The organism is Paeniglutamicibacter sp. ZC-3 (assembly GCF_025847175.2).
In the GTDB taxonomy this organism is placed as follows: Bacteria; Actinomycetota; Actinomycetes; order Actinomycetales; family Micrococcaceae; genus Paeniglutamicibacter; species Paeniglutamicibacter sulfureus.
Genome location: NZ_JAOYTG010000010.1, coordinates 55287 through 77001, shown reverse-complemented (window position 1 = coordinate 77001; position 21715 = coordinate 55287). Strand labels below are relative to the sequence as shown.

Annotated in this window: 14 protein-coding genes; 12 read left to right on the top strand and 2 right to left on the bottom strand. The window is 66.3% G+C overall.

Annotated elements, in window-relative coordinates:
- Nucleotides 1-3 precede the first annotated feature (3 nt).
- From OIU93_RS11980 to dapF, 8 genes are all read left to right on the top strand, one after another.
- Nucleotides 4-867, top strand: coding sequence for a regulatory protein RecX (locus tag OIU93_RS11980; protein ID WP_264270308.1), 864 nt, complete (start codon nucleotides 4-6; stop codon nucleotides 865-867).
- A gap of 187 nt (nucleotides 868-1054) precedes the next feature.
- Nucleotides 1055-1336, top strand: a complete 282-nt coding sequence (locus OIU93_RS11975; RefSeq protein ID WP_264270307.1) for a pyrophosphorylase — start codon at nucleotides 1055-1057, stop codon at nucleotides 1334-1336.
- A 145-nt stretch (nucleotides 1337-1481) separates the two neighbouring features.
- Nucleotides 1482-6950 (top strand): DUF6531 domain-containing protein, encoded by a 5469-nt coding sequence (locus OIU93_RS11970; protein WP_264270305.1) that lies wholly within the window; start codon nucleotides 1482-1484, stop codon nucleotides 6948-6950.
- Nucleotides 6947-7846: a hypothetical protein gene (locus tag OIU93_RS11965; protein WP_264270304.1), complete on the top strand. Its 900-nt coding sequence runs from the start codon at nucleotides 6947-6949 to the stop codon at nucleotides 7844-7846. Before OIU93_RS11970 ends, OIU93_RS11965 begins: the two co-directional genes overlap by 4 nt.
- Nucleotides 7847-8032: 186 nt before the next feature.
- Nucleotides 8033-10099, top strand: coding sequence for a hypothetical protein (locus tag OIU93_RS11960; protein ID WP_264270303.1), 2067 nt, complete (start codon nucleotides 8033-8035; stop codon nucleotides 10097-10099).
- Between the two features lie 503 nt (nucleotides 10100-10602).
- Nucleotides 10603-12114 carry a tRNA (N6-isopentenyl adenosine(37)-C2)-methylthiotransferase MiaB gene (gene miaB, locus OIU93_RS11955; RefSeq protein ID WP_264270365.1) on the top strand — a complete coding sequence of 504 codons (1512 nt, stop codon included), beginning with the start codon at nucleotides 10603-10605 and terminating at the stop codon, nucleotides 12112-12114.
- 4 nt (nucleotides 12115-12118) lie between these two features.
- Nucleotides 12119-13027, top strand: coding sequence for a tRNA (adenosine(37)-N6)-dimethylallyltransferase MiaA (gene miaA / locus OIU93_RS11950; protein ID WP_264270302.1), 909 nt, complete (start codon nucleotides 12119-12121; stop codon nucleotides 13025-13027).
- A gap of 67 nt (nucleotides 13028-13094) precedes the next feature.
- Nucleotides 13095-14051 carry a diaminopimelate epimerase gene (gene dapF / locus OIU93_RS11945; RefSeq protein ID WP_264270301.1) on the top strand — a complete coding sequence of 319 codons (957 nt, stop codon included), beginning with the start codon at nucleotides 13095-13097 and terminating at the stop codon, nucleotides 14049-14051.
- Nucleotides 14052-14105: 54 nt separating this feature from the next.
- Here dapF and OIU93_RS11940 read toward each other — a convergent pair whose 3' ends face one another.
- A complete protein-coding gene (locus OIU93_RS11940; RefSeq protein WP_264270300.1) occupies nucleotides 14106-14723 on the bottom strand; it encodes a class I SAM-dependent methyltransferase in 618 nt (205 codons plus the stop codon).
- Between the two features lie 573 nt (nucleotides 14724-15296).
- On the opposite strand from OIU93_RS11940, the gene hflX reads away from it, so the two are divergent.
- Together hflX and OIU93_RS11930 are read left to right on the top strand one after the other, a co-directional pair.
- The gene (gene hflX / locus OIU93_RS11935; RefSeq protein ID WP_264270299.1) at nucleotides 15297-16868 is read left to right on the top strand and encodes a GTPase HflX; all 1572 of its coding nucleotides are present in this window, start codon (nucleotides 15297-15299) and stop codon (nucleotides 16866-16868) included.
- Complete coding sequence (locus OIU93_RS11930; protein ID WP_264270298.1) at nucleotides 16861-18867, top strand: ATP-dependent DNA helicase; 2007 nt, start codon at nucleotides 16861-16863, stop codon at nucleotides 18865-18867. The genes hflX and OIU93_RS11930 overlap by 8 nt, the downstream gene beginning before the upstream one ends.
- Nucleotides 18868-18984: 117 nt before the next feature.
- Here the strand turns inward: OIU93_RS11930 and lexA are convergent, their stop codons facing one another.
- The gene (lexA, locus tag OIU93_RS11925; protein WP_264270297.1) at nucleotides 18985-19704 is read right to left on the bottom strand and encodes a transcriptional repressor LexA; all 720 of its coding nucleotides are present in this window, start codon (nucleotides 19702-19704) and stop codon (nucleotides 18985-18987) included.
- 288 nt (nucleotides 19705-19992) lie between these two features.
- Here lexA and OIU93_RS11920 point away from each other — a divergent pair, with 288 nt between their 5' ends.
- Together OIU93_RS11920 and OIU93_RS11915 are read left to right on the top strand one after the other, a co-directional pair.
- Nucleotides 19993-20379 (top strand): LysM peptidoglycan-binding domain-containing protein, encoded by a 387-nt coding sequence (locus tag OIU93_RS11920; RefSeq protein ID WP_264270296.1) that lies wholly within the window; start codon nucleotides 19993-19995, stop codon nucleotides 20377-20379.
- Between the two features lie 112 nt (nucleotides 20380-20491).
- Nucleotides 20492-21613: a histidinol-phosphate transaminase gene (locus OIU93_RS11915; RefSeq protein WP_264270295.1), complete on the top strand. Its 1122-nt coding sequence runs from the start codon at nucleotides 20492-20494 to the stop codon at nucleotides 21611-21613.
- Nucleotides 21614-21715: the final 102 nt, after the last annotated feature.

Genomic DNA, 21715 nt, shown 5'->3' with positions numbered 1-21715 from the left:
TCCGTGGGCACCACCAAACACCAAGGCGGTTCGTCCGGCTTCCCACAGGGAGCCGAACGGCCGCTTTGGTCGTTCCCGGCCGACGGCAATTCCGACTGGGGCGACGTGTCCGAGATCCCCGCCTGGGCGCATAGCGAGGCGGCCTCGGCGGCCCCGCCGCCCGAGGAGGCACCCGGACCCCCCGAGGTGAAGCCCGCCTTCGGGGAGCGAGCCGGATATGCCGGTCGCAGCTCGGCGCGCACCTCCAAGCGCGGCGCCGGCGGCACGGGATCGTGGGGCGGCGGACGATCGGCCAACTCCGGTTCCAAGCGCGCCTCGACCCGGACACCCCGGACCCGGGAGAAGCGGCCCGCGGATGCCTCGGAACCCGCCGAGCTCACGGACGAGCAATATGCCACCAAGGGGCGCGCCATCCTTTTGCGGCAGCTCACCGGCTCGGCCAAGAGCCGGGCTCAGCTGAAAACCAAGCTGCTGGAAAAGGAGATCCCCGAGAACATCTCCGAGGACCTCTTGGATCGTTTCGAGGAGATCCAGCTCGTTGACGACGAGGCCTTTGCCGACGGCTGGGTGCGCTCCCGCGCGCGCAATCGCGGCCTGGCCCGCGGGGCGATCAAGCGCGAGCTGCGGGAAAAGGGCGTGGACGACGAGACAGCCCAGCAGGCCCTGGAGCAGATCGACGACGGCGACGAGGAAGAACGTGCCCGGGAATTGGTGCGCACCAAGCTCCGTCCCGAATCGATGGGCGCTGACCGCGACAAGGCGCTGCGCCGACTCGTGGGGATGCTTGCGCGCAAGGGCTACGGCGGTTCGATGGCATTCCGCATCGCGCGCGAGGAATGGGACGTCCGCTTCGAAGAGCAGGGCTAGTACACGGACTTTCTCCGGTGCCTCGGCAGGAAGGCCACTGTCTCGCGTCTGTCGCGTTTGGCCCAAGGCGGTTCCCACGGCCTGCAATCCTTGGAAAATCCCTTGTCATCTTGTTAGAGTTATTCACGTTCGAGTCCCCGGCCACGGCGCCGGAATTACTGACCCCCACGAATCCTTGGAGGATTTCATGTCGCGTGTCCTATCAACAGAGCAGGCAAAAACCGCCATTCAGCAGATCCAGGCGATCATCAACGGCGGCTTTACCGACCAGATCAGCCAGCTGGATGCCCAGGGACGCCTCCTCTCGGATCCAAACGTGTGGGATGGCCCGCTGGCAGCCCAATTCCGAGGTGCCACGTGGCCGGAGACAAAGGCCGCGCTGGACAAGGCCCGGACTGAACTCGAGGAGCTGCGTGGTCAGCTGAACCAGATCTCGACGAACATCTTCACCGCAGGTGGCGGCAACTAGCCTGGTTTTCCTTCGCCCCCGTTGTCACCGGCAGTGCCGCATTGACGACGGGGGCGTATTCAATATTTTTCCGGGGTATCGATGGTGCCTCGGGTAGTGTTTTCGGGGGACTGCCTGGTCCCGCGGGCTGATGAGGGAGTTTTACGTGGCCGATCTGGGGGCCTTTGAGCATGACGTTGCATTTGATTTCGGTACCGCCGATGCGTTGATTGGCGCGTTCCGAGCCGCGGCGTCGAAGATCGAGGGGCAGGCCGGATCGCGGTCATCTCTGGTGGCCACGGCACGCACGGACTTCAAGGGCCATTTCTCCCAGTTGTTTGCAGACAATGCCAGCGTTGCCTCATCCGACGCGATCGAACTGGCTGCGCGGCTCCGGGAGGCCGCCGATGGTGCGAAGCAGCTGAAAGAGCAGGCAAGCAGCGAAAACGAGCGCCGGCGCCTGGCCAGGGAATGGAAACAGCGGAAGGATGAACGCGACGCCAATATCTTCTTCAACGCCGTGGACGCGGTCTTCGGGGAGGAAGATCCACCGGTCGGCCCGCCGTCCGCCCCGGTCTCGGTACGGGCATCCGAGCCGCAGACTGGAGTGCGCCAAAACCCGAATCCGGGCAACGGCGGCGGAGGCGGTGGCGGAACCTCGGCAGCCCGGCCCAGCGACCTGCGGTCCTTCGCCACCGGATCAGCGAACCTGAACTCGAACCTGGCCGGCCTGCCCGGCTCCCTGCGCGGGCACCTGGCCGACTTCTCGGCCCGCTGCTCATACGGCCGGCTCAGCGCCGGTCCGGTGGTTCGCGGATTCGAAAAGTGGCTTGACGCCAACGAGCAGGACGTGTTGTGGGCGCGCACCATCGCCAACGCGTTTGCCGCCGCGGGCGGGGAAGGCAACGTCTCGCAGCTGTCGGACGCCTCGCTGTTGGCGGCGCTGGCTTCCCAAGGGGTCGGCGCGTCCCGCCAAGACCTGACCATCACTCCGGCGCAGGCCTACGGCGGTCCGCCGACGACCGGCTATTCGAACGATCCGGTCAACACCTCGACCGGCAACTTCCTGGAACCCGAGGTGGACCTCGGTTTCGCCGGGGCGGCGTCAAGCCTGGCCGCGTCCCGGATGTACAACTCCCTCTCCGAGGCCACCGGCGTCTTCGGCCCGGGCTGGGCCTCGATCTTCGAGGTGCGCCTGGACCTTGGCGACGAGGGTGCCTCCTTGGTCCTGCCCGACGGGCGCGAGGTGCGTTTTCCGCGGCTGGGCGAGGGCTGGGACCGGGCGGACGGGGAGAACTGGTGGCTCCAACGCCAAGCTTGGGCCACCTCCGGCGCTCCGGCCAATGAGGGCACCGAAACCCAACACGTGGAGCCGGCCGGAGTACTGGTTGCCTCGGACAATGCAGGGGGCCGATGGGTATTCACCGCCTCCGGCACCTGGCTGTCCACGGACCGCGGTCCGGGCACCGGCATCACCGCACACCACGACGCCCATGGACGCGTCACGGGGCTTGAGCATGAACGCGGCCGCTGGGTCCGTGCCGATTACTCCGGCGAGCCGGATGCCGGCGGGCGGATCATCCAGCTCGAGGCCTCGGATGGACGCCGTGTGGACTTCTCCTACGACGCCTCCGGGAAATTGGTCGCCGCGGCCGGCCCGGGCGGAACCCGCACCTACCGGTGGAACGAAGCCGGGCTGATCGAAGCCGTCATCGATGCCGCCGGGGTAGCCGAGGCCGTGAACACCTACGACGCCCGGCGCCGGGTGCTCACCCAGGTCTCGGCCTTCGGGCGCACCACCCGCTTTGCCTACTTGCCCGGCCGGCTGACAGTGGTCTCGGACCAAGACGGAAGCCGCTCCAACACCTGGATTGCCGATGCCAAGGGCCGGCTCGTCGGGGTCATCGACGGGCAGGACAAACGCCAGTCGATGGCTTATGACCGGTGGGGGAACCTGGTTTCCGCCACCGAACGCGACGGCAGCCTGAGCGTGCACGCCTATGACGAGCGCGGCCGGCGCATCCGCACCCTGACCCCGACCGGGGCGGAATTCAACTTTGGCTACGATGCCGCGGACCGGCCCCTGACCGTGGTCAGCGGCACCGGCGCGGTCGTGACGTACGAATATGCGGATGACCCCGCGCGCAACCCGAACGCGGTCATCGACCCGGAGGGCGGGCGCACCGAGCTCGACTGGCGCGACGGGCTGCTGGTGCGCATCACCGACCCGACCGGGGTCATGTTGGACTTCGCCCACGACCGATTCGGGGACCTGAAGGGCATCACCAACGCCTTCGGAAACACCGCACGGCTGCACCGCGATGAGGCCGGCCGGGTCACCGAGGCCGTCTCCCCGGGCGGTGCCCGCACCTCTTACCTCTATGACGGCTCCGGGCGGCTGACGTCGCGTCGCGACGCGGACGGTGCGCTGTGGCGCTTCGAGTACGCGCCCGGCGGCGCCCTGGCCGTCATCACCGACCCGCTGGGGGGACGCACGGTGATGGAGCACGGTGCCCACGGCGCGCTGGAACGCACCGTGGATCCGCTGGGCCGGGCGGTCACCCGCCGGTTCGACGACCTGGGCAGAGTGGCCTCCCTGGCGCTTTCCGACGGCGCCGAATGGCGGTTCGCCCACGACACGCTCTCCCGGCTGACCGGGATCACCGACCCGGAGGGCAACACCTGGGCACGCGAGTACGGGGTGAACGGGGAGCTGGCCGCGGTTCTCGATCCCACCGGGGTGCGCCAGGAGTTCTCCGCGGACCCGGCCGCCGGCGCGTTCAGCGTGGCCGACGAATTTGAGCGCGGCACGCTGCGCTGCGACGAATACGGCCGCCCGGTCGCCTCCGAGCAAGCCGACGGCAGCAGCGAGCTGGCCACCTATGACATGTGCGGACGCGTGGTCGAGCTCGTCGACGGCGAGGGCGGGCTCACCCGGCTCGAACGCGACGCAGCCGGCCGGGTGACGGCACAGGTGTCACCGACCGGGGCAGTGACCCGCATCGAATACGACGCTGCCGGACGCGCGTGCGCCAACATCGACGCCTCCGGGGCGCGCACCACCCTGGCCTATGACGCTGATTCCCGCATCATCGCCCGCACCTTCCCCGACGGGCAGGCCGAGCGGATCCGCTACGACGCGATGGGCCGGGTCATCTCCCGCAGCCTGCCCTCGCGCGGCACCGCCCGCTACGACTACGACAAGGCAGGCCGGCTCATCGGGGCCGCCGACGCGGTGTTCGGTCTCCGCCGCTTCCGTTACGACGCCGCGGGCCAGCTCACCGAGGCCGTGAACGGGCTCGGCGGGGTGACCAGATACGACTACGACGAACGCGGCCGCCTGGTATCCACCACCGACCCGCTGGGATCGGTGGTGCGCCGCGCCTACGACCAGGGGGACCGGGTCGTGTCCGAAACCGACCCGCTGGGCCGCACCACGACGGCCGGCTACGACGCGGCCGGCCGGCCGCTCTGGCAGCAGGCCCCCGACGGACAGCGCATCGCGTGGGGTTACGACGCGGCGGGGCGGCTTGCCACCACTTCGCTGGACGGGCGAACCCTGGTCCGGATCGAGCGCGATGCGCGCGAGCGCAGCGTGCGCATCACCGACAGCACCCGCCCCAACGGAACGGCCGCCCTGCACGAGCTGCGCTTCAACCGGCGAGGCCAGCTGGTCGCCCGCACCCGCGACGGTGCCGGCGTGGCCTGGGAATACGACGCTGACGGGCGGCGCACCGCACTGTTGGATCCGCAGGGCGCACGCACCGGGTACCGGCACGACGCCGCGGGCCGCCTGGCGGCCGTCGACCATCCCGTGTTCGGCACCATCACCTACGCCTACGACTCGGCCGGGAAGCTCCTGGGCGCCAGTGCCGGGGAGATCCTGCAGGGCTGGGACTACGAGGCCGGCGCGCTGGTGCGCCACACGGTGACCACCCCCGACGGGGTCGAGGCAACCGAGCTGGTGCGCGATGCGGACGGGCGCATCGCCGCGATCCGCGCCGGCGGGACCGAGACGCGCTACGCCTATGACGGCGCCTGCCAGCTGGAACGCATGCAGGGCGCCGACGGAACCGTGACCACGTGGCGCTACGACGCGGCGGGCCGGCTTGCCGCCGAGACCGTCAACGGGCGCACCACCGCCTCCACCTACGACGCGGCCGGCCAGCTGTTGGCCACCGCCACCGACGCGGGGACGACCGAATACACCTATGACGCCTCGGGCCGGCGCACCGCCGGCACGGGACCGGAAGGCACCACCCGATATGGGTGGTCCGGCCTGGGCACCCTGCGCACGGTGGAGCACACCGGTCCGCAGGGCCCCGGAACGCTGCACACGCTGTGGGTGGATGCACTGGGCGAACTGGCCGAGGTGGATGGCACCGCGCTTTGGTGGGATACCGCGGAATACGCCCCGCGCGTGGTCTCCGTCGGCGACCGCTCGGTCACCGCCCTGCCAGGCGGCCTGGCCGCGGTGGACGGCACCCTGCTGGGTGCCGGGTGGCGCGGCGCGCACCCGACCGAGGCGACAACCCCCTGGGCCATGGCCGCCGGCACCGTGCCGGGCCTGCCAGAGGGCCTGGGCATCGGGGCCAACGGCGGGGTGCAGGTGGCGGGCCTTGACTGGCTCGGCGCCCGCGCCTACGACCCATCCACGCGCGGGTTCCTCTCCGTGGATCCGCTGGATCCGGTGGCCGGCGCAGGCTGGGCATCCAACCCCTACTCCTACGCGGGCAACGACCCGCTGCACGCCATCGACCCCTTGGGCCTGCGCCCGGTGACCGAGGCCGAGCTGACGGCCTACCGGGAATCGAACAACGGCGCCCTGGCCGCGGCCGGGGACTGGATGGGCGAGCACTGGGAATACTTTGCCGGCGGGGCCATGGTCGTGGCCGGCGGCGTGCTGATGGCCACCGGTGTGGGCGGTCCCGTGGGCATGGCGCTTATCGGTGCCGGTGCCGACGTCATTATCCAGAAAGCGACCACGGGCGACGTGAACTGGGGGCAGACCGCGGTCATGGCTGTCACCGGCGGCCTGGGCGGTGCCATGGCGGTTGGACGCCTCGGTGCTGCCGGCGTAACCGGCATGAGGGCGGCGGTCGCAGAGGGGGTTGCCTCCGGTGCGGCGTCCGGCGGTGCCGGAAGCGCGTACACCTATGCAAGCGGGCCGGGCCCGCATACGCCGGGAGGCTTCCTGCAATCCACCACGCTGGGTACCCTCGGCGGCGGAATCATGGGCGGGGCCGGTGGCGGCGTTGGCCAGAAGATCACCGGGCGGCTCCTTGCACCGCTGACTACCCGTCCACAGGCCGACACCGTCGTGATGGGCCGTTGGATGGAGGGGCGTGTCAAGCCCTTCGCAAATGCAAACGAATACGGTTACTACAATGCGACGCCCGAACGCCTCCACAATTATTTGCTGGAGCATGGTTCCAAGGAATTTACCGATAGCGTCGACTTGCAGTTCAATAAACTATGGATCGCGCACCAGATGAAACAGGGCAAGAGGATTGTGGATATCGGTCAACCGAGTACTGACAGCGACTTCTACAATCTCGAGACCCAAATGGTTTCGGGATATCCAAGGTATGAGGAGAACTATCTTCCGGCGGTTGACCTGAGGGGCGGAAATTGAGTCAGCTGCGGGCGGACCATGGCGTGGCCTATGCACTGCGGGAGATCGTGCTTCCGCGAAGGCTGTTCAGGTCGATCAGATTATTTGAAATTGCCGGAGTGCCGCAAGGGGCCGAAGTTGCGGCCTTCAGCGTTCGCACGCCCTTCCCTGTGGCATTCATGACCGGAAACAGCTGGCCGGCTGTTTTGCTGGGAAAGGGCAACCAGCTGGACGAGCAAGCCGCCCAGGACCTGCTTCGTCGAGGGCAGGCAGCGTCTGTTCCATCAAGCCACCTCTTGCCCAGGAGTGAACGCACCTCACCCTGGGTGGCCACTCATGACAGGGCACCGTCCGTGGTGTCGCCAGTGCCTGAAGGGCCGGAGCGCAGCCTACTCATGGCGGCGCAATGGGTTGCCGAGTGGTTCAGCCATCTCGTCTCGGCACCGGTCACGCAACGGGTTTACGCATTGGTTGCCGAAGGGCGGCCACAGGATGCGATTCAGGCACTGGCCACGGCGGCTGTCGATGAAGAAATCGCGGTTCCACGCAGGTATCTCGAGGCGATGAGGCGTTTGGCCGACCGGGCGGGCATGAACAAGGACCTTCTTGGGCCAGTCGAGGGTCTGGTCCCGAGCGATGACCGGGCCTGGTCGTGGGCGGAACTCGTGGATGTTCCCCGCGTACGGGTTCGGTGGCTGGGTGCACCCCAGACCGTAAAGCAACGCTTGTGTGAAATTGAGTTCACGCCCCGAGGGACGTCCGTTCCGGAGTGGACGAGGACGGTGGACAAAAGCAGTGCCCTTATCGAGTCGTTGCTCGGCCGGGAATTCGGCAGTGAAGTAAATATTCAAATGGCTGATGACCGGTTTAACGAGGAACCCAGATGGATCTCCCTATTTCCCCAGGACAATATCTGACGGTCTGCTGGCATGCATGAGAGCAGACACTAGCTCAAGGGGGCTCGTTGAGCCTGAGGGCACATCCGGGTAGTTTCTGCAGTCCACCATCTCACCCACGCCGGTCTCAGTCCCGGAGTCAGGCAAACACCGGGCGGTCCCGTTCTCATCGAGAATGAATCCAGCCGGTCACACGTTAGGAGCAGCATGCCCGTTTGGAGTGGATGCAATTGGCAACTGGTCAATGGCGAGGACACCCAGGCGTGCCTTGGCGTGAGCTTCGGGATGGGGCTGCTCGATGAGCAGGTCGAGGCGGCGGGGACGCTGTCCGCAGCGCTGGCGGCACTGCGCACCGAACTGGCCCGACCCGTCGAATTGAGCCCGGGGCAGGTGGCACTTCCCGAGGTCACGGCACTGCTGGGGAGTGATACCGCAACCGTGACCGTCCGCGGGACGACCGCTGCAGTGGCCGCGTCCTGGAACCGGCTCCCGGCACTGTTCAGGTCCGGGAGCATCCCCGAGAACACCGACCCCATCCATGTCGAGGAATCGTTCTGGCCCGCCGACCTGGTGCAACGCACCGGTTCGAATGCGGCCGCGTTCACGTCCTTCTACGTGTATCCCGAAAATCTGCATGATCGGGCCCGAACCGTCCTCGCGCAGCTGGATCCTTCCGCCGGTCGAACCCGCGCGGTGTTCTTCACCAACGACCAGTCGCTGATCGGGCACGTGTACCCGGTGAAGCAGAACGACGGCGCACCCTTGGCCGAGACATGGGCCGACGGCACCCCCAAACGCTCTGCGATGCACGGTTTCCACACAGGGCCGGCAGCCACGGATCCGTTGTCCACTACTGCCGTGGACAACGCCCCGGGCGTGGTGCTGGGGAACAACATCCCGGTGTTGCTTTCGGTCATGGTGCCGCGCTCCTCGGCGGGATTCCTGGCCGCGCAGTTGCTCAATCGCCAGCTGGCGCACCGACGCGGCGGCATCGTCAGCGGAACCTTCAAATCCGGGGTGGAATTCATCGGTGCAGGCGCCGAGTTTTGTGCCGTTTTCCTGAGCGAGGAGATGCTGCCGGAGCGGGAACGGCGGCTCCTGCTCGAAGACTTCGCCACGTCGATGACGCAGATTCCCGACGCCTGGATTGGCGACATCTTGGCGTACGCCGGCACCGGGGGATCCGATCGGCTGCAACGCGAGCGTGCCCTCGTGGGGCTCGGTGCCGACCCCGCACCCGATGTCGCCGACATCCGGGCCGCCGTGGCGCGCTCATCCTCCAGCCTGCACCTGGCCGTCGATCCGGTGGCTCCGGGTGCCAGAGGCAGGCAGCGGGCCAACGAGCGGTCGGCAGGGACCAACACGGCGGCCATCAACGAACTCAGGCTGCCCATCGGAGGCTACAGCCGCAGATACAAGTCCTGGGCGCCCCGAGGTTTTCAAGGCGCTCCCCAGCCCGTCATCCCGGCACTGGTCATTGGCCGGGAAGCCATCTTCATCGAGCAGTGGCAGCAGTTGCGGGTGCCGGGGGCCACTGCCGGACACGCTGCCGATGCGAACAACCTGCTGGCGGTCCTCGAAGACGGCCTGGGCAACCTCTTTGTGCTGGACGACAAGCTGCGCATGGCCATGATCTACCCGGACCTGTACTTCAGGTCCAAGGCCCTGCGCAGGGCGTTGGACCAGCGCCTGGCCGGAGCGCCGCGACTGAGGATGAAGTCCAAGCGCACGGCATCCGATGTGGCCGAGTGGCGTCGGCGTCGGCGCCGCTCGGTCGGCATTGCGACGGGCCTCGTGGCGGCGCTCTTGGGAGGCCTGGTCGCGATGGCGGTGGTGCAGGGCGATAGGGCGGAGCCAATTCGCGACTGGATCAACATTTCCGAAACGGCCACGCTGGACAACGGGACCACGATCACGGCCACGCGGTTCGACATCCAGCACCCGACGATCGACCAAAGCGAATACGTGGTCAACGTGGAAGTGAATTTCTGTGCCGGCGGGGACACCCGGATCGGCGACCTGGCACCCGATGCCCAGCGCCGGGTATCCCCGAAGGACTTCGGGATGCTCAACGACGACTACCTCGAGGCACGTCTGGTCGACAGCGGGAACCAGCTGCGTGAACAGGCCCTGCAACCCGGCGAATGCGCCATCGGCAACCTGGTCTACCAGGGCCAGTCGCTCGACGTGCCCCGTCTGGCTTACGACAACGCGGCCGGGGACGCAGTGGTCTGGTACAGCTATGGGAAGGTGCCCGAACAGTATCGGGACTGACTCGACCGGGGGCGCCCGCGCTCCCAGGTGCCGTTGTCGGTGTCGAACCGGATATTTCTTGGATCTTTTCAATGATTATGAGGCCTGAATCGGCCTAGCAGTATGCGCCATTAAGCCGTTCGGATGTCATGGCTCGCTGCATTGTGCTTCCCATGGTGCTGGTGATCGCAGTCGTCGGCCTCCTCTTGGGAGGGCAACAGGACATGGTGCAACTGTTCGGAACGATACTTGCTGCCTTGGTCCTTGACGGCACCTTGGCGTTCGTGGCGTTCGGCGCCCCGCCGATCGAAGCGCTGCAGGGTTCGGGTGGACGACGGGATCCGGTACCGTTGGGCTTCGTTTTTCCCGGCACCGTCCGGGAACTCGCCGTTCCGCCACCGAAGGTACACCGGCGAATGAGGGGGCAGAGAGCGGGAACCCGCCATTCCCAGGAGCTGCCCATGACCCAAGATGTTGCTCCCCGAAACTTTGGGTAACCTTGAACGGTGACTGAGCGCGAACCGATGACCCAGATTGACGGCGAAGAGCTGCCCCGCACCTACGAGGTGCGCACCTACGGCTGCCAGATGAACGTGCATGATTCCGAACGCCTCTCCGGCCTGCTGGAGGACGCCGGGCTGGAGCGCAAGGACGCAGCCTTGACCGGCGAGGTCGCCGACGTGGTCGTGTTCAACACCTGCGCCGTGCGAGAGAACGCTGACAACAAGCTCTACGGCAACCTGGGCATGCTTGCACCGCTGAAGCGCGAACGCCCGAACATGCAGATCGCCGTCGGCGGGTGCCTGGCCCAGAAGGACCGCGACACCATCCTGAAGAAGGCCCCCTGGGTCGACGTTGTCTTTGGCACCCACAACATCGGTTCGCTGCCCACCCTGCTCGCCCGCTCGCGCCACAACAAGCAGGCCGAGCTGGAGATCCTTGAGTCCCTGGACGTCTTCCCCTCGACCCTGCCCACGCGCCGCGAGTCGGTGTACGCCGGCTGGGTGTCGATCTCCGTGGGCTGCAACAACACCTGTACCTTCTGCATCGTGCCCTCGCTGCGCGGCAAGGAGAGGGACCGCCGACCCGGCGAGATCCTCGCAGAGATCGAGGCGCTGGTGGCGGACGGCGCGATCGAGGTCACCCTGCTGGGTCAGAACGTGAACTCCTACGGCGTCGAATTCGGCGACAAGCTCGCCTTCGGAAAACTGCTGCGCGCCTGCGGACAGATCGAGGGCCTGGAGCGCGTGCGCTTCACCAGCCCGCACCCGGCCGCCTTCACCGACGACGTCATCGACGCCATGGCCGAGACCCCCAACGTGATGCCGCAGCTGCACATGCCGTTGCAGTCCGGCTCGGACAAGGTCCTCAAGGACATGCGCCGCTCCTACCGCTCGAAGAAGTTCCTGGGCATCCTGGACAAGGTGCGTGAGCGCATCCCGCACGCTGCCATCACCACCGACATCATCGTCGGGTTCCCGGGCGAGACCGAAGAGGACTTCCAAGGGACCTTGGACGTGGTCGAGGCCTCCCGCTTCTCCACCGCCTTCACCTTCCAGTACTCCAAGCGCCCTGGCACCCCGGCCGCCGACCTGCCGGACCAGCTGCCCAAGGCCGTGGTGCAGGAACGCTACGAACGGCTCACTGCGTTGCAGGACCGCATCGCCAAGGAAGAGAACGCCAAGCAGGTCGGGCGCACCGTCGAGGTGTTGGTGACCGAGCAGTCCGGCCGCAAGGCCGGGGAAACCCACCGTCTCTCCGGCAGGACCACCGACCAGCGCCTGGTGCACTTCTCCGTGCCGGCCGGCGCCGAGGCACCGCGTCCGGGCGACTTGGTCACTGTGCCGGTCACCGGGGCCGCAGCCTTCCACCTGGTCTCCGACCCGACCACCGACCAGTACTCGCTGCGCCGCTCGCGCGCCGGCGACGCGTGGGACCGCGCCCAAGCCGAAAGCTGCGGGGTTCCCACCCCCGGTTCGGGCCCGACCGGGAGCAAGACCAACCTGGGCATGCCCTCCCTGATGGTCCGCGGCTAGGGGCATGGCCTCCGAGCAGTTGCCGGTCCTGGCGGTCGTTGGCCCCACCGGGACGGGAAAGTCCGATCTGGCGATCGCCCTTGCCAAGGAACTGGGCGGGGAAATAGTCAACGCCGATGCCCTGCAGTTCTACCGCGGGATGGACATCGGCACCGCCAAGCTTCCGCCGGCCGAACGCGGCGGGGTACCGCACCACCTGCTCGACATCATGGATGTCCGCCAAGAGGCCAGCGTGGCACGTTTCCAGGCCGAGGCACGCCAGGTCTTCGGCGAGATCCGCGCCCGCGGGTTGGTGCCCATCCTGGTCGGCGGGTCCGGCCTGTATGTACGTGCTGCCCTGGACGAGATTGATTTCCCGCCGACCGACCCGGACGTTCGCCGGCGGCTGGAATCCGAGGCGGCGCAGGCGGGCATTGCCCCGTTGGCAGCACGCCTGGCTGAGGTCGATCCCGAGTCAGCCGCCAGGAACCTTGATGACCGGCGACTGATCCGGGCCCTGGAAGTCCACGAAATCAGCGGCAAGCCGTTCAGCTCCTTCATGCCCCGGCGGCAGTACCACGTCCCTGCGCTCCAGATCGGACTGAACCTCGACCGTGCCCTGTTGCACGATCGGTTGGCGGCACGGGTGGGCAAGATGGTCGAGCTCGGTCTGCTGGAGGAGGTGCGCCGGCTTGATGCCCAGGGGCTTCGGGATGGGAAGACCGCCTCGCGGGCCATCGGCTACGCCCAGTTCCTGGCGGTGCTCGACGGCACCATGTCGGTGAAGGAAGCCACGGAAAAGACGGTGATTGCCACGCGCCAATTTGCGCGCCGGCAGGTCACCTGGTTCGGGGCCGATGACCGGGTGAACTGGTTTGACCCGACGGATCCCCACATGCTGCCGAGGGTCCTGGAGACTATCCGGAAACCTTGATCCGCGGCCTTGGCGGGGGCTGGCCGGAAATAGGTGCCGCGGCCTGGATCCCCGTATCCTTGGAGGCATGAGTGCGAGCAAACCCGCCATGACGACCACGCCAACCCTGCAGTCCATCGTGGGTGGCCTGAGCTATGCCAAGGGACACGGAACCGGAAACGATTTCGTCCTCATTTCCGACCCGGCGGATGATCACCGGCTCGAGGCCGAACAGGTCGCCGCGCTTTGTGACAGGCACCGCGGCATTGGCGCCGACGGCTTGATCCGCGCGGTTCCCTCCAGCGCGCTGGCGGAGGGCAGGGCAGTCCTGGAAACGAGCCCCGAGGCCTATTGGTTCATGGACTACCGCAACGGGGACGGCTCCGTGTCGGAGATGTGCGGCAATGGCGTGCGCGTGTTCGTCCATTTCCTGCTGAGCGAAAAGCTGGTGGAGCTTCCGGTGGGGGAGCAGCTGGCCATTGGCACGCGGGCCGGAGTGAAGCTGGTGACCCGCCTTGAGGACGGATATGCCGTGGACATGGGTCCCTGGGAGTTCATCTTCGAGCAGGCAGCCAAGCAAAACGGGCTGGATTCGAAGGTTTCCACCGCCGGACTGGGCAATGCCCGCGGTGCCCTGAGCATTTCCATGGGCAACCCCCACACCGTCGTGGCACTGGCCAACGCCGGTGAATTGGAAAACCTGGAGCTCTTTGCGATCCCCGAGGTGCAGCCGCTGCCCCCGCACGGCACCAACGTCGAATACGTCCTTGCCGCAGACCCGGTGGTCCAAGACGGTGTCGGGTCCTTGCGCATGCGCGTGCACGAACGCGGCGTGGGGGAGACCCTGTCGTGCGGCACCGGGGCCTGCGCCGCCGCCGCTGCCACCCGACACTGGGCCCAGGCCCAGGACACCCGAAACTGGAAGGTCCAGGTGCCCGGCGGCGAGGTGGGCATCGAGTTCACCCGGGGAGCCACGGGACGCGAACACGTGGTGCTCAGCGGGCCCGCAGTCCTGGTCTCCCGCGGCCGGATCACCGAGATCTGAGACAGCAATGGCCGGATTCCCTCAAGGGGAATCCGGCCATTGGCGTAAAGAGGGCTAGGAGGCCTCGGGGCGCGCCACGCGCAGGATGCGGAAGGCCTTGTCCGTCGAGACCCGCTCGATGTCCCAGTCCTGGGGCAGGACAGTGCCCAGCCACTTCTGCAGGGAATCGGCGCCGAGGTTCTTCTGGACCACCATCCAGGCGATCCCGCCCGGGGCCAGTCGCGGAAGCCACAGCAGCAAAAGCTCGTGCAGGGCCTCTTTGCCGATGCGGATCGGAGGATTCGACCACATCGTGTCGAATGTCAGATCCGGGTCGATTGCTTCGGGAAGCGCCACGACCACGTTTTTCAATCCCAGGGCTGCGGCATTGTCACGGGTCAGGCCGAGGCTTCGCTCATTCACATCAATCCCGTACACCGTCGCCTCCGGGGAGGCCATGGCCATCGAGAGCGCAATCGGTCCCCAGCCGCAGCCGATGTCCAGGAGGTTTCCGCTGACCGAGGGATCGGGAACGCCGTCCAGGAGAATGGCGGTTCCCTTGTCGATTCTGTCCGGGCTGAAGATGCCGCCGGAGGTTTGCACCTTGTGCACGGCGCCGCGCAACTCGACGCTGATGTGGCGCCGCTTCTCTGGGGTGGAAGGCTGGGCGCTGAAATAATGTTCCGGGCTCATCTTGGCAGGTTAACCGCCCGGGGGCGGCAAACCCAAACCCGAGGCACGAATTCGGGCGCTGGAAGTGTGTGAGATGCCTCAATGCGCCAAGCCGGGGCAAGTGATAGAGTTTTCCCTATGACTTTCCTGTAAGACGCATCAAGCACACCATCGACCCCGGGTCCTTCCCCCACTAGAGCTGCAGGCTCATTGGCTGGAAGGCGGCCCCCTGAGGGCGATTGGCTGTCGCGCCGAAAAGTCATTCCGCCGAGGCGAACCTTCGAAACCACAACGTTTCCAAGATCCTGTTCGCGCGAGGGCGCATCACTTTTCGCGATCGACATGGCCCGCGCCGCCTAGGCAGGCGCCGGCCCCACGCAATCGCCATTCCCAGCACGAGCGAGACTCCGACTCGATCGTGCCACTGACACTGACACCAAATTCGGCGCTTGCCGACCCGCGCGCGGCATCCAGCCCAAGGAGCAAACCATGCATCCATTCACCGAACCCGGACATCCAAGCAACCAATCCACGCACAACGCCGCTTCTGTGGGTGCGGGGCACTATTCTGGAATACAGCAAACTAAGGGGAACATGACCAATCCACAAACTTCCGGCCCGCAGGACAACGAGATGGACGAGGCCAAGCTCCAAGCCGCCATCGAACGGATCCTCGCCAGCGACAAGGCCGCGGCCAGCAAGAGCAGCCACTTCGGCGCACCCGAAGACGAGGGCGTGCTCTCCGGACGGGCCCAGGCCCTGAGCAAGCTCACCGGCGAGCATTCCTCCTCCGACGGCGACCAGCAGGAGTTGGCCGAACGCCGAGCCCTGAGGCGCGGCGCCAGCCTTTCAACCGAACTCGAGGACGTCACCGAGGTCGAATACCGCCAGCTGCGCCTCGAGCGCGTCGTGCTGGCCGGCATTTGGAACGAGGGGACTGCCCAGGATGCGGAAAACTCGCTGCGCGAGTTGGCGGCACTGGCCGAGACCGCGGGTTCGGAAGTACTCGACGGAATGGTGCAGCGCCGTGCAAAGCCGGATCCCGGCACGTACCTGGGATCGGGCAAGGCCTTGGAATTGCGCGAAATCGTGGCGGCCACCGGTGCCGACACCGTCATCATCGACACCGAACTCGCCCCGTCGCAGCGCCGCGCCCTGGAAGACGTTGTCAAGGTCAAGGTCATTGACCGCACCGCCTTGATCCTGGACATCTTTGCCCAGCATGCCAAAAGCCACGAGGGCCGCGCCCAGGTCGAACTCGCCCAGCTCGAATACCTCCTGCCGCGCCTGCGCGGCTGGGGCGACTCGATGTCCCGCCAGGCCGGTGGCCGCGTGGGTGCTGCAGGCGGCGGCATCGGATCCCGCGGCCCGGGTGAAACCAAGATCGAACTGGACCGCCGGCGCATTCGCGACCGCATGGCAAAGCTCCGCAAGGAGATCAAGGGAATGCTCCCGGCCCGCGAGTCCAAGCGCGCGAACCGCAAGCGCAATGCGGTGCCGTCGGTGGCCATTGCCGGGTACACCAATGCCGGCAAGTCCTCGTTGCTCAACCGGCTCACGGATGCCGGGGCACTGGTCGAAAACGCCTTGTTCGCAACGCTGGATCCCACGGTCCGCCAGGCCGAAACCAGCGACGGGCTGACCTATACGCTCGCTGACACCGTCGGCTTCGTGAAGTCGCTGCCCACCCAGCTGATCGAGGCCTTCCGCTCCACCTTGGAGGAAGTGGCCGACGCCGATTTGATCCTGCACGTCGTGGATGCGTCGCACCCGGACCCGGAAGGACAGATCCAGGCCGTGCGCGAGGTGCTCAACGACGTCGACGCGCGCAACATCCCGGAGATCATCGTCTTGAACAAGGCGGATGTCGCCGACCCGTTCGTGGTCGAGCGCCTGCGCCAGCGCGAGCCGAACCACGTCATCGTCTCGGCGCGCACCGGCGAAGGCATCGACGAATTGCAGGCCCGGATCAGCGCCGCAATCCCGAGGCCCAATGTCCAACTAGAATTGATGATTCCCTATGATCGAGGCGACGTGGTCAACAAGCTCCACGGCGCCGAGGCCGAGATCCTGGCCGTCGAACACACCGAAACGGGAACCCGCATGATGGTCAAGGTCCGCGAAAGCATGGCCGCAGAAGTGGAGCAATTTAGTATTCATGGCTGAGGAATCAGAGGTCATCGCCCTGTTGGACGAAGCAGTGTCCAGCATGGGCGGGCAAAGCCGTCCGGGCCAGCACGAGATGACACGCCAGGTCGTGCGCGCCATGGAAACCGGTGAACACCTGCTGGTGCAGGCAGGAACCGGAACCGGCAAGTCCATGGCCTATCTGGTTCCGGCGCTGGCGCACGCGCTGGGATCCGAAAAACCTGTGGTGATTTCCACCGCAACCCTCGCGCTGCAGGCACAGATCGTCGGGCGCGATGTGCCGCGCCTGTTGACGTCCCTGAAGGACAAGCTGCCACGCGAGATGGAAGTGGCCCTGGTCAAGGGCCGCTCCAACTACGTGTGCCAGTACAAGCTCAGCGGCGGATACCCGGACGACGACGAGGGCGCCCTGTTTTCCATGGAATCCGGCACCCCCGTTCTCGGTGGTTCCTCCGAGGGCCCCGGCTCTGCCCTGGGCCAGGAAGTGGTGCGCCTGCGGCAGTGGGCCGAACGAACCGACAGCGGTGACCGCGACGACCTGACCCCGGGGGTCAGCGACAAGGCCTGGCGCCAGGTTTCGGTCAGCGCGATGGACTGCCTGGGCGCGCAAAAGTGCCCCATGGCCGCCGAATGTTTCAGCGAACTGGCACGCGCCCGAGCGGCCGACGCCGACGTGGTGATCACCAACCACGCCATGCTGGCCGTCTCGGCCTTCGAGGGCCTGGCCGTGCTGCCGGACTTCGACACCGTCATCATTGACGAGGCCCACGAACTGCAGGACCGCGTGACCAGCTCGGTGACGCGGCCGCTGTCGGTCAACATGGTCCAGACCGCCGCTTCGGCTGCCCGCAAGCACTGCTCGGTGAGCGTGGACGCGCTGAACCAGGGCGCCAAGGCCCTGCAGCGTGCGCTGGAGGGAGTGCCCACCGGGCTCATGGCCCGCGGCCTGAACGAGGACCAGGAAGCCGCGATCAACCAGATCGCCGAAGCCGCACGCGTGGTGCTCTCCGACTCCAAGCCCGAGGCCAACGCCCCTGCGGACGGGGGACGCCAGATGGCCCGTTCCCAGGTCATGTACCTGGTGGAGCAATGCACCAAGATGCTTGAAATGACCGAGGAGCGCGAGGTGATCTGGGCCTCTCGGCCCGGCCACTTCAGCCCCGGGGAGGGCTATGTCCAACCGGACGAGTCAAGCCAGCCGACTTTGATGGTTGCACCGCTCTCGGTGGCGGGAAAGCTCAGGGAAGGGCTCTTCGACGGCCGCACCGTCATCCTCACGAGCGCAACCCTGGCCATCGGTGCAGCCTTCGAGCCCGTGGCAGGATCCCTGGGCCTCGTGGGGGACGGGGCGCCGACCTGGAACGGCGTCGACGTCGGCAGTCCCTTCGACTATCCCAAGCAGGGCATCCTCTACGTTGCCAAGCACCTGCCCAAGCCCGGGCGCCAAATGTCCCAGGAGACGCTGGCAGAGATCGAGGATCTCATCAAGGCCTCCAACGGCGGGGCGCTGGCGCTGTTTACCTCCCGCCGCGCGGCCGAGGACGCTGCGGAGATCCTGCGCGCACGCCTGGACATCCCCATCCTGTGCCAGGGCGAGTCCAGCATGAAGGCGCTGGTCGACCAGTTCTCGGCGGAGCCCGATACCTGCCTCTTTGGGACGATGACGCTGTGGCAGGGCGTCGATGTGCCGGGCAACGCCTGCCGCTTGGTCATCATCGACAAGATCCCGTTCCCGCGTCCGGATGATCCGCTCTCCTCGGCACGCAGCCGCGATGTCGCCAAGCACGGCGGAAACGGTTTCATGGCCGTGGCCGCAAGCCATGCGGCGGTGCGTCTGGCACAGGGTGCGGGCCGCCTGATCCGCTCGGTCAACGACAAGGGCGTGGTCGCGGTGCTCGACTCGCGCCTGGCCACCGAACGCTACGGAACGTTCCTGCGGGCATCCCTGCCACCGCTGTGGGCAACACCGAACAAGGCCACCGTTATTTCCGCGCTCGAAAGGCTCAGCGAGGGCTGAGTACGTTGCCTTGACGGCATCCCGGTCGCGGGAGATGTGCAGGGTGCGCAAACAACAGCGAGGGCCGATCCGATGATCGGCCCTCGCTGTGTTGCGGGATGAGTAGTGGCTGCGGACCTAGACGGAGCGCATGACCGATACGACCTTGCCCATGACGGTTGCGGCGTCACCAAGGATCGGTTCGTATCGGGAGTTCTGCGGCAAAAGCCAGGTGTGGCCATCGCGCTGGCGGAAGGTCTTCACCGTGGCTTCGTCCTCGAGCAAAGCGGCGACGATGTCGCCGTTGTTCGCCGTCGGCTGGCGTCTCACGACAACCCAGTCGCCGTCGCAGATGGCGGCATCGATCATGGAGTCGCCGCTGACCTTGAGCATGAAGAGCTCGCCATGCCCCACCAGCTGGCGCGGCAAGGCGAAAACGTCCTCGATCGCCTGGTCGGCCAGGATCGGTCCGCCGGCGGCAATGCGCCCCACCAGGGGGACCATGGCGGTGTCCGCGGAGGTTGTCAGTTCCGAGACGTTCATGCCGTTGGCTGCCCTGAGATCCGACTGGCCCTCTACCACCTCGAGCTTGGCCTCGCTCTTGAGCTGCAACGGCAGCAGGATCTCCATGGCGCGCGGGCGGCGCGGATCGCGCCTGATGTAGCCAAGTTTCTCGAGCTGGCTGAGCTGGTGGGTCACGCTCGAGAGGCTGGCAAGTCCCACGGCGTCCCCGATTTCACGCATCGACGGCGGGTAGCCGTTGCTGCTCACGGAGCGCTGGATGGTCTCCAGGACCTTCTTCTGGCGAATGGTCAGGCTCTTCGCGTCGCGTCGAGGGGTTCGTTGTTCGGTCGTCATTGTCAATGCCTCATCCCGATCGTCGCCGGTTGCCCGCGCGTGCCGCAAATTGTCGGTGTGGGTTGATGTAGTAAATACATCGCTTCACAACCGACATCCTAGTAGACAAAGTCACTGCTTTCAAAGATTTGTTCGAACAGATCTGGACACGTGTCGTCGAAAAGTGCTAGAAATAAGATACGCACTACGAACACATGTTCGAAAGATGCGTTCGAATAATCGTCACGTGTTCGACTCGGCGCCCGAGGGTCCCGGCCGACCACGTGAATTCAGAGGAAAGGCAAAGACGTGGCAAACACTGCTTTCTCGGCCCCGCTCCACCTTGTAACATCCAACGACTATCTGCCCGAATCCCAGCCAACGCTGGCACCCCTGCGGCTCACCCGTCGCGGAAAGTTCGTGTTGATCGGGCTTCCCATCTTCGTGGTGAGTGCCGCAGCACTGATGCTCCTGGGCCTGTTCCTTTCCCCGGCCAACGCATCGGCGGAAGTGCCCCTGGGCGTTGACGCGGTCAGCGTCACCGTCATCGAAGGGGACACGCTGTGGGGGATTGCCCGCGAGTTCGCTCCGCAGCTCGAGCCCCGCGATGCGGTTCAACAGATCGGCGACCTCAACAACCTCAACAGCTCGGTGCTGCACCCCGGTGCCGAACTCTTCGTTCCCACCGGAAGCTAGCCCCCGCACCGGCGCTCCCATGGGCGCCGATACAAGGCATTGCGAACCGATTATTACCCTCTGCGCCGGCGAAGATTCTTGGCCCCACCTGCCACCGCCGTAGACTTGGCCCGTGAATGAACGGCTAAATCGCCTGGCAAATCTGCCCCTGCGAGAAAATCTTCAAGGTCTCGAACCCTACGGTGCTCCCCAAATTGACGTACCGATTCAGTTGAACGTCAATGAAAACACCCACCCGCTACCCGCGGAAGTGCATCGCGCCATTGTCGAAGAAGTCTCCGCGGCCGCCGTGGGATTGAACCGTTATCCCGACCGTGAATTCACCGAATTGCGTGAACGTCTTGCCGCGTTCCTGGGCCACGGGCTCGAAGCGGACAACATCTGGGCAGCCAACGGATCCAACGAAGTGCTCCAGCAAATCCTGCAGGCCTTCGGCGGGCCGGGCCGCACCGTCCTGAGTTTCCCTCCCACCTACTCCATGTATCCGCTGCTGGCAGCCGGGACCGACACCACCTACGTTGCGGGAATCCGTTCCGAGGACTATGGACTTTCGGCGGAGGATGCGGCGGCACAGGTTCGTGAGGCCGCGCCGAACATTGTCATCCTGTGTTCGCCCAACAATCCCACCGGTACCGCGTTGGGACTCGACGTCGTCGAAGCCGTCTACGAAGCCGGCCGGGCCAGCAACGCCATCGTGATCGTTGACGAGGCCTACGCGGAGTTTGCCCACACCGGGACGCCTTCGGCGTTGTCCCTGCTGCCCGATCGCGAGCGGCTCATTGTCTCGCGCACCATGTCCAAGGCCTTCGCCTTGGCCGGAGCACGCCTCGGCTACCTTGCCGCGGCCCCGGAGGTCACCGACGCGATCCGCCTGGTGCGCCTGCCGTACCACCTTTCGGCGGTCACCCAGGCGACCGCGAATGCGGCGTTGAAGCACTCTGACATCCTGCTGGCCAACGTCGAGGCCATCAAGGTCCAGCGGGACCGGATCGTCAACGAGCTCACGCGCATGGGGCTGCGCCCTGCCTCCAGCGATTCGAACTTCGTGTTCTTCGGGGGAGTCAAGGACACCAAGGCCATCTGGGAGGGCCTGCTGGAGGCCGGAGTGATCATCAGGGATGTCGGGATTCCCGGCCACCTTCGGGTCACCGCGGGCACCGAGGACGAAACCACCGCATTCCTTGTCCGTCTCGAGGAACTGCTCGATCAGGGTCCTCACACGCACTCACGCTAAACTTGGTGGGGTGGCGCTGGACGCGGCGGGCGAATTTCACGAAATGCCCGGTCGCGCACGAGCCAGCCGCCGCACCACATCCTCGTCTCAACGCCTGATCTA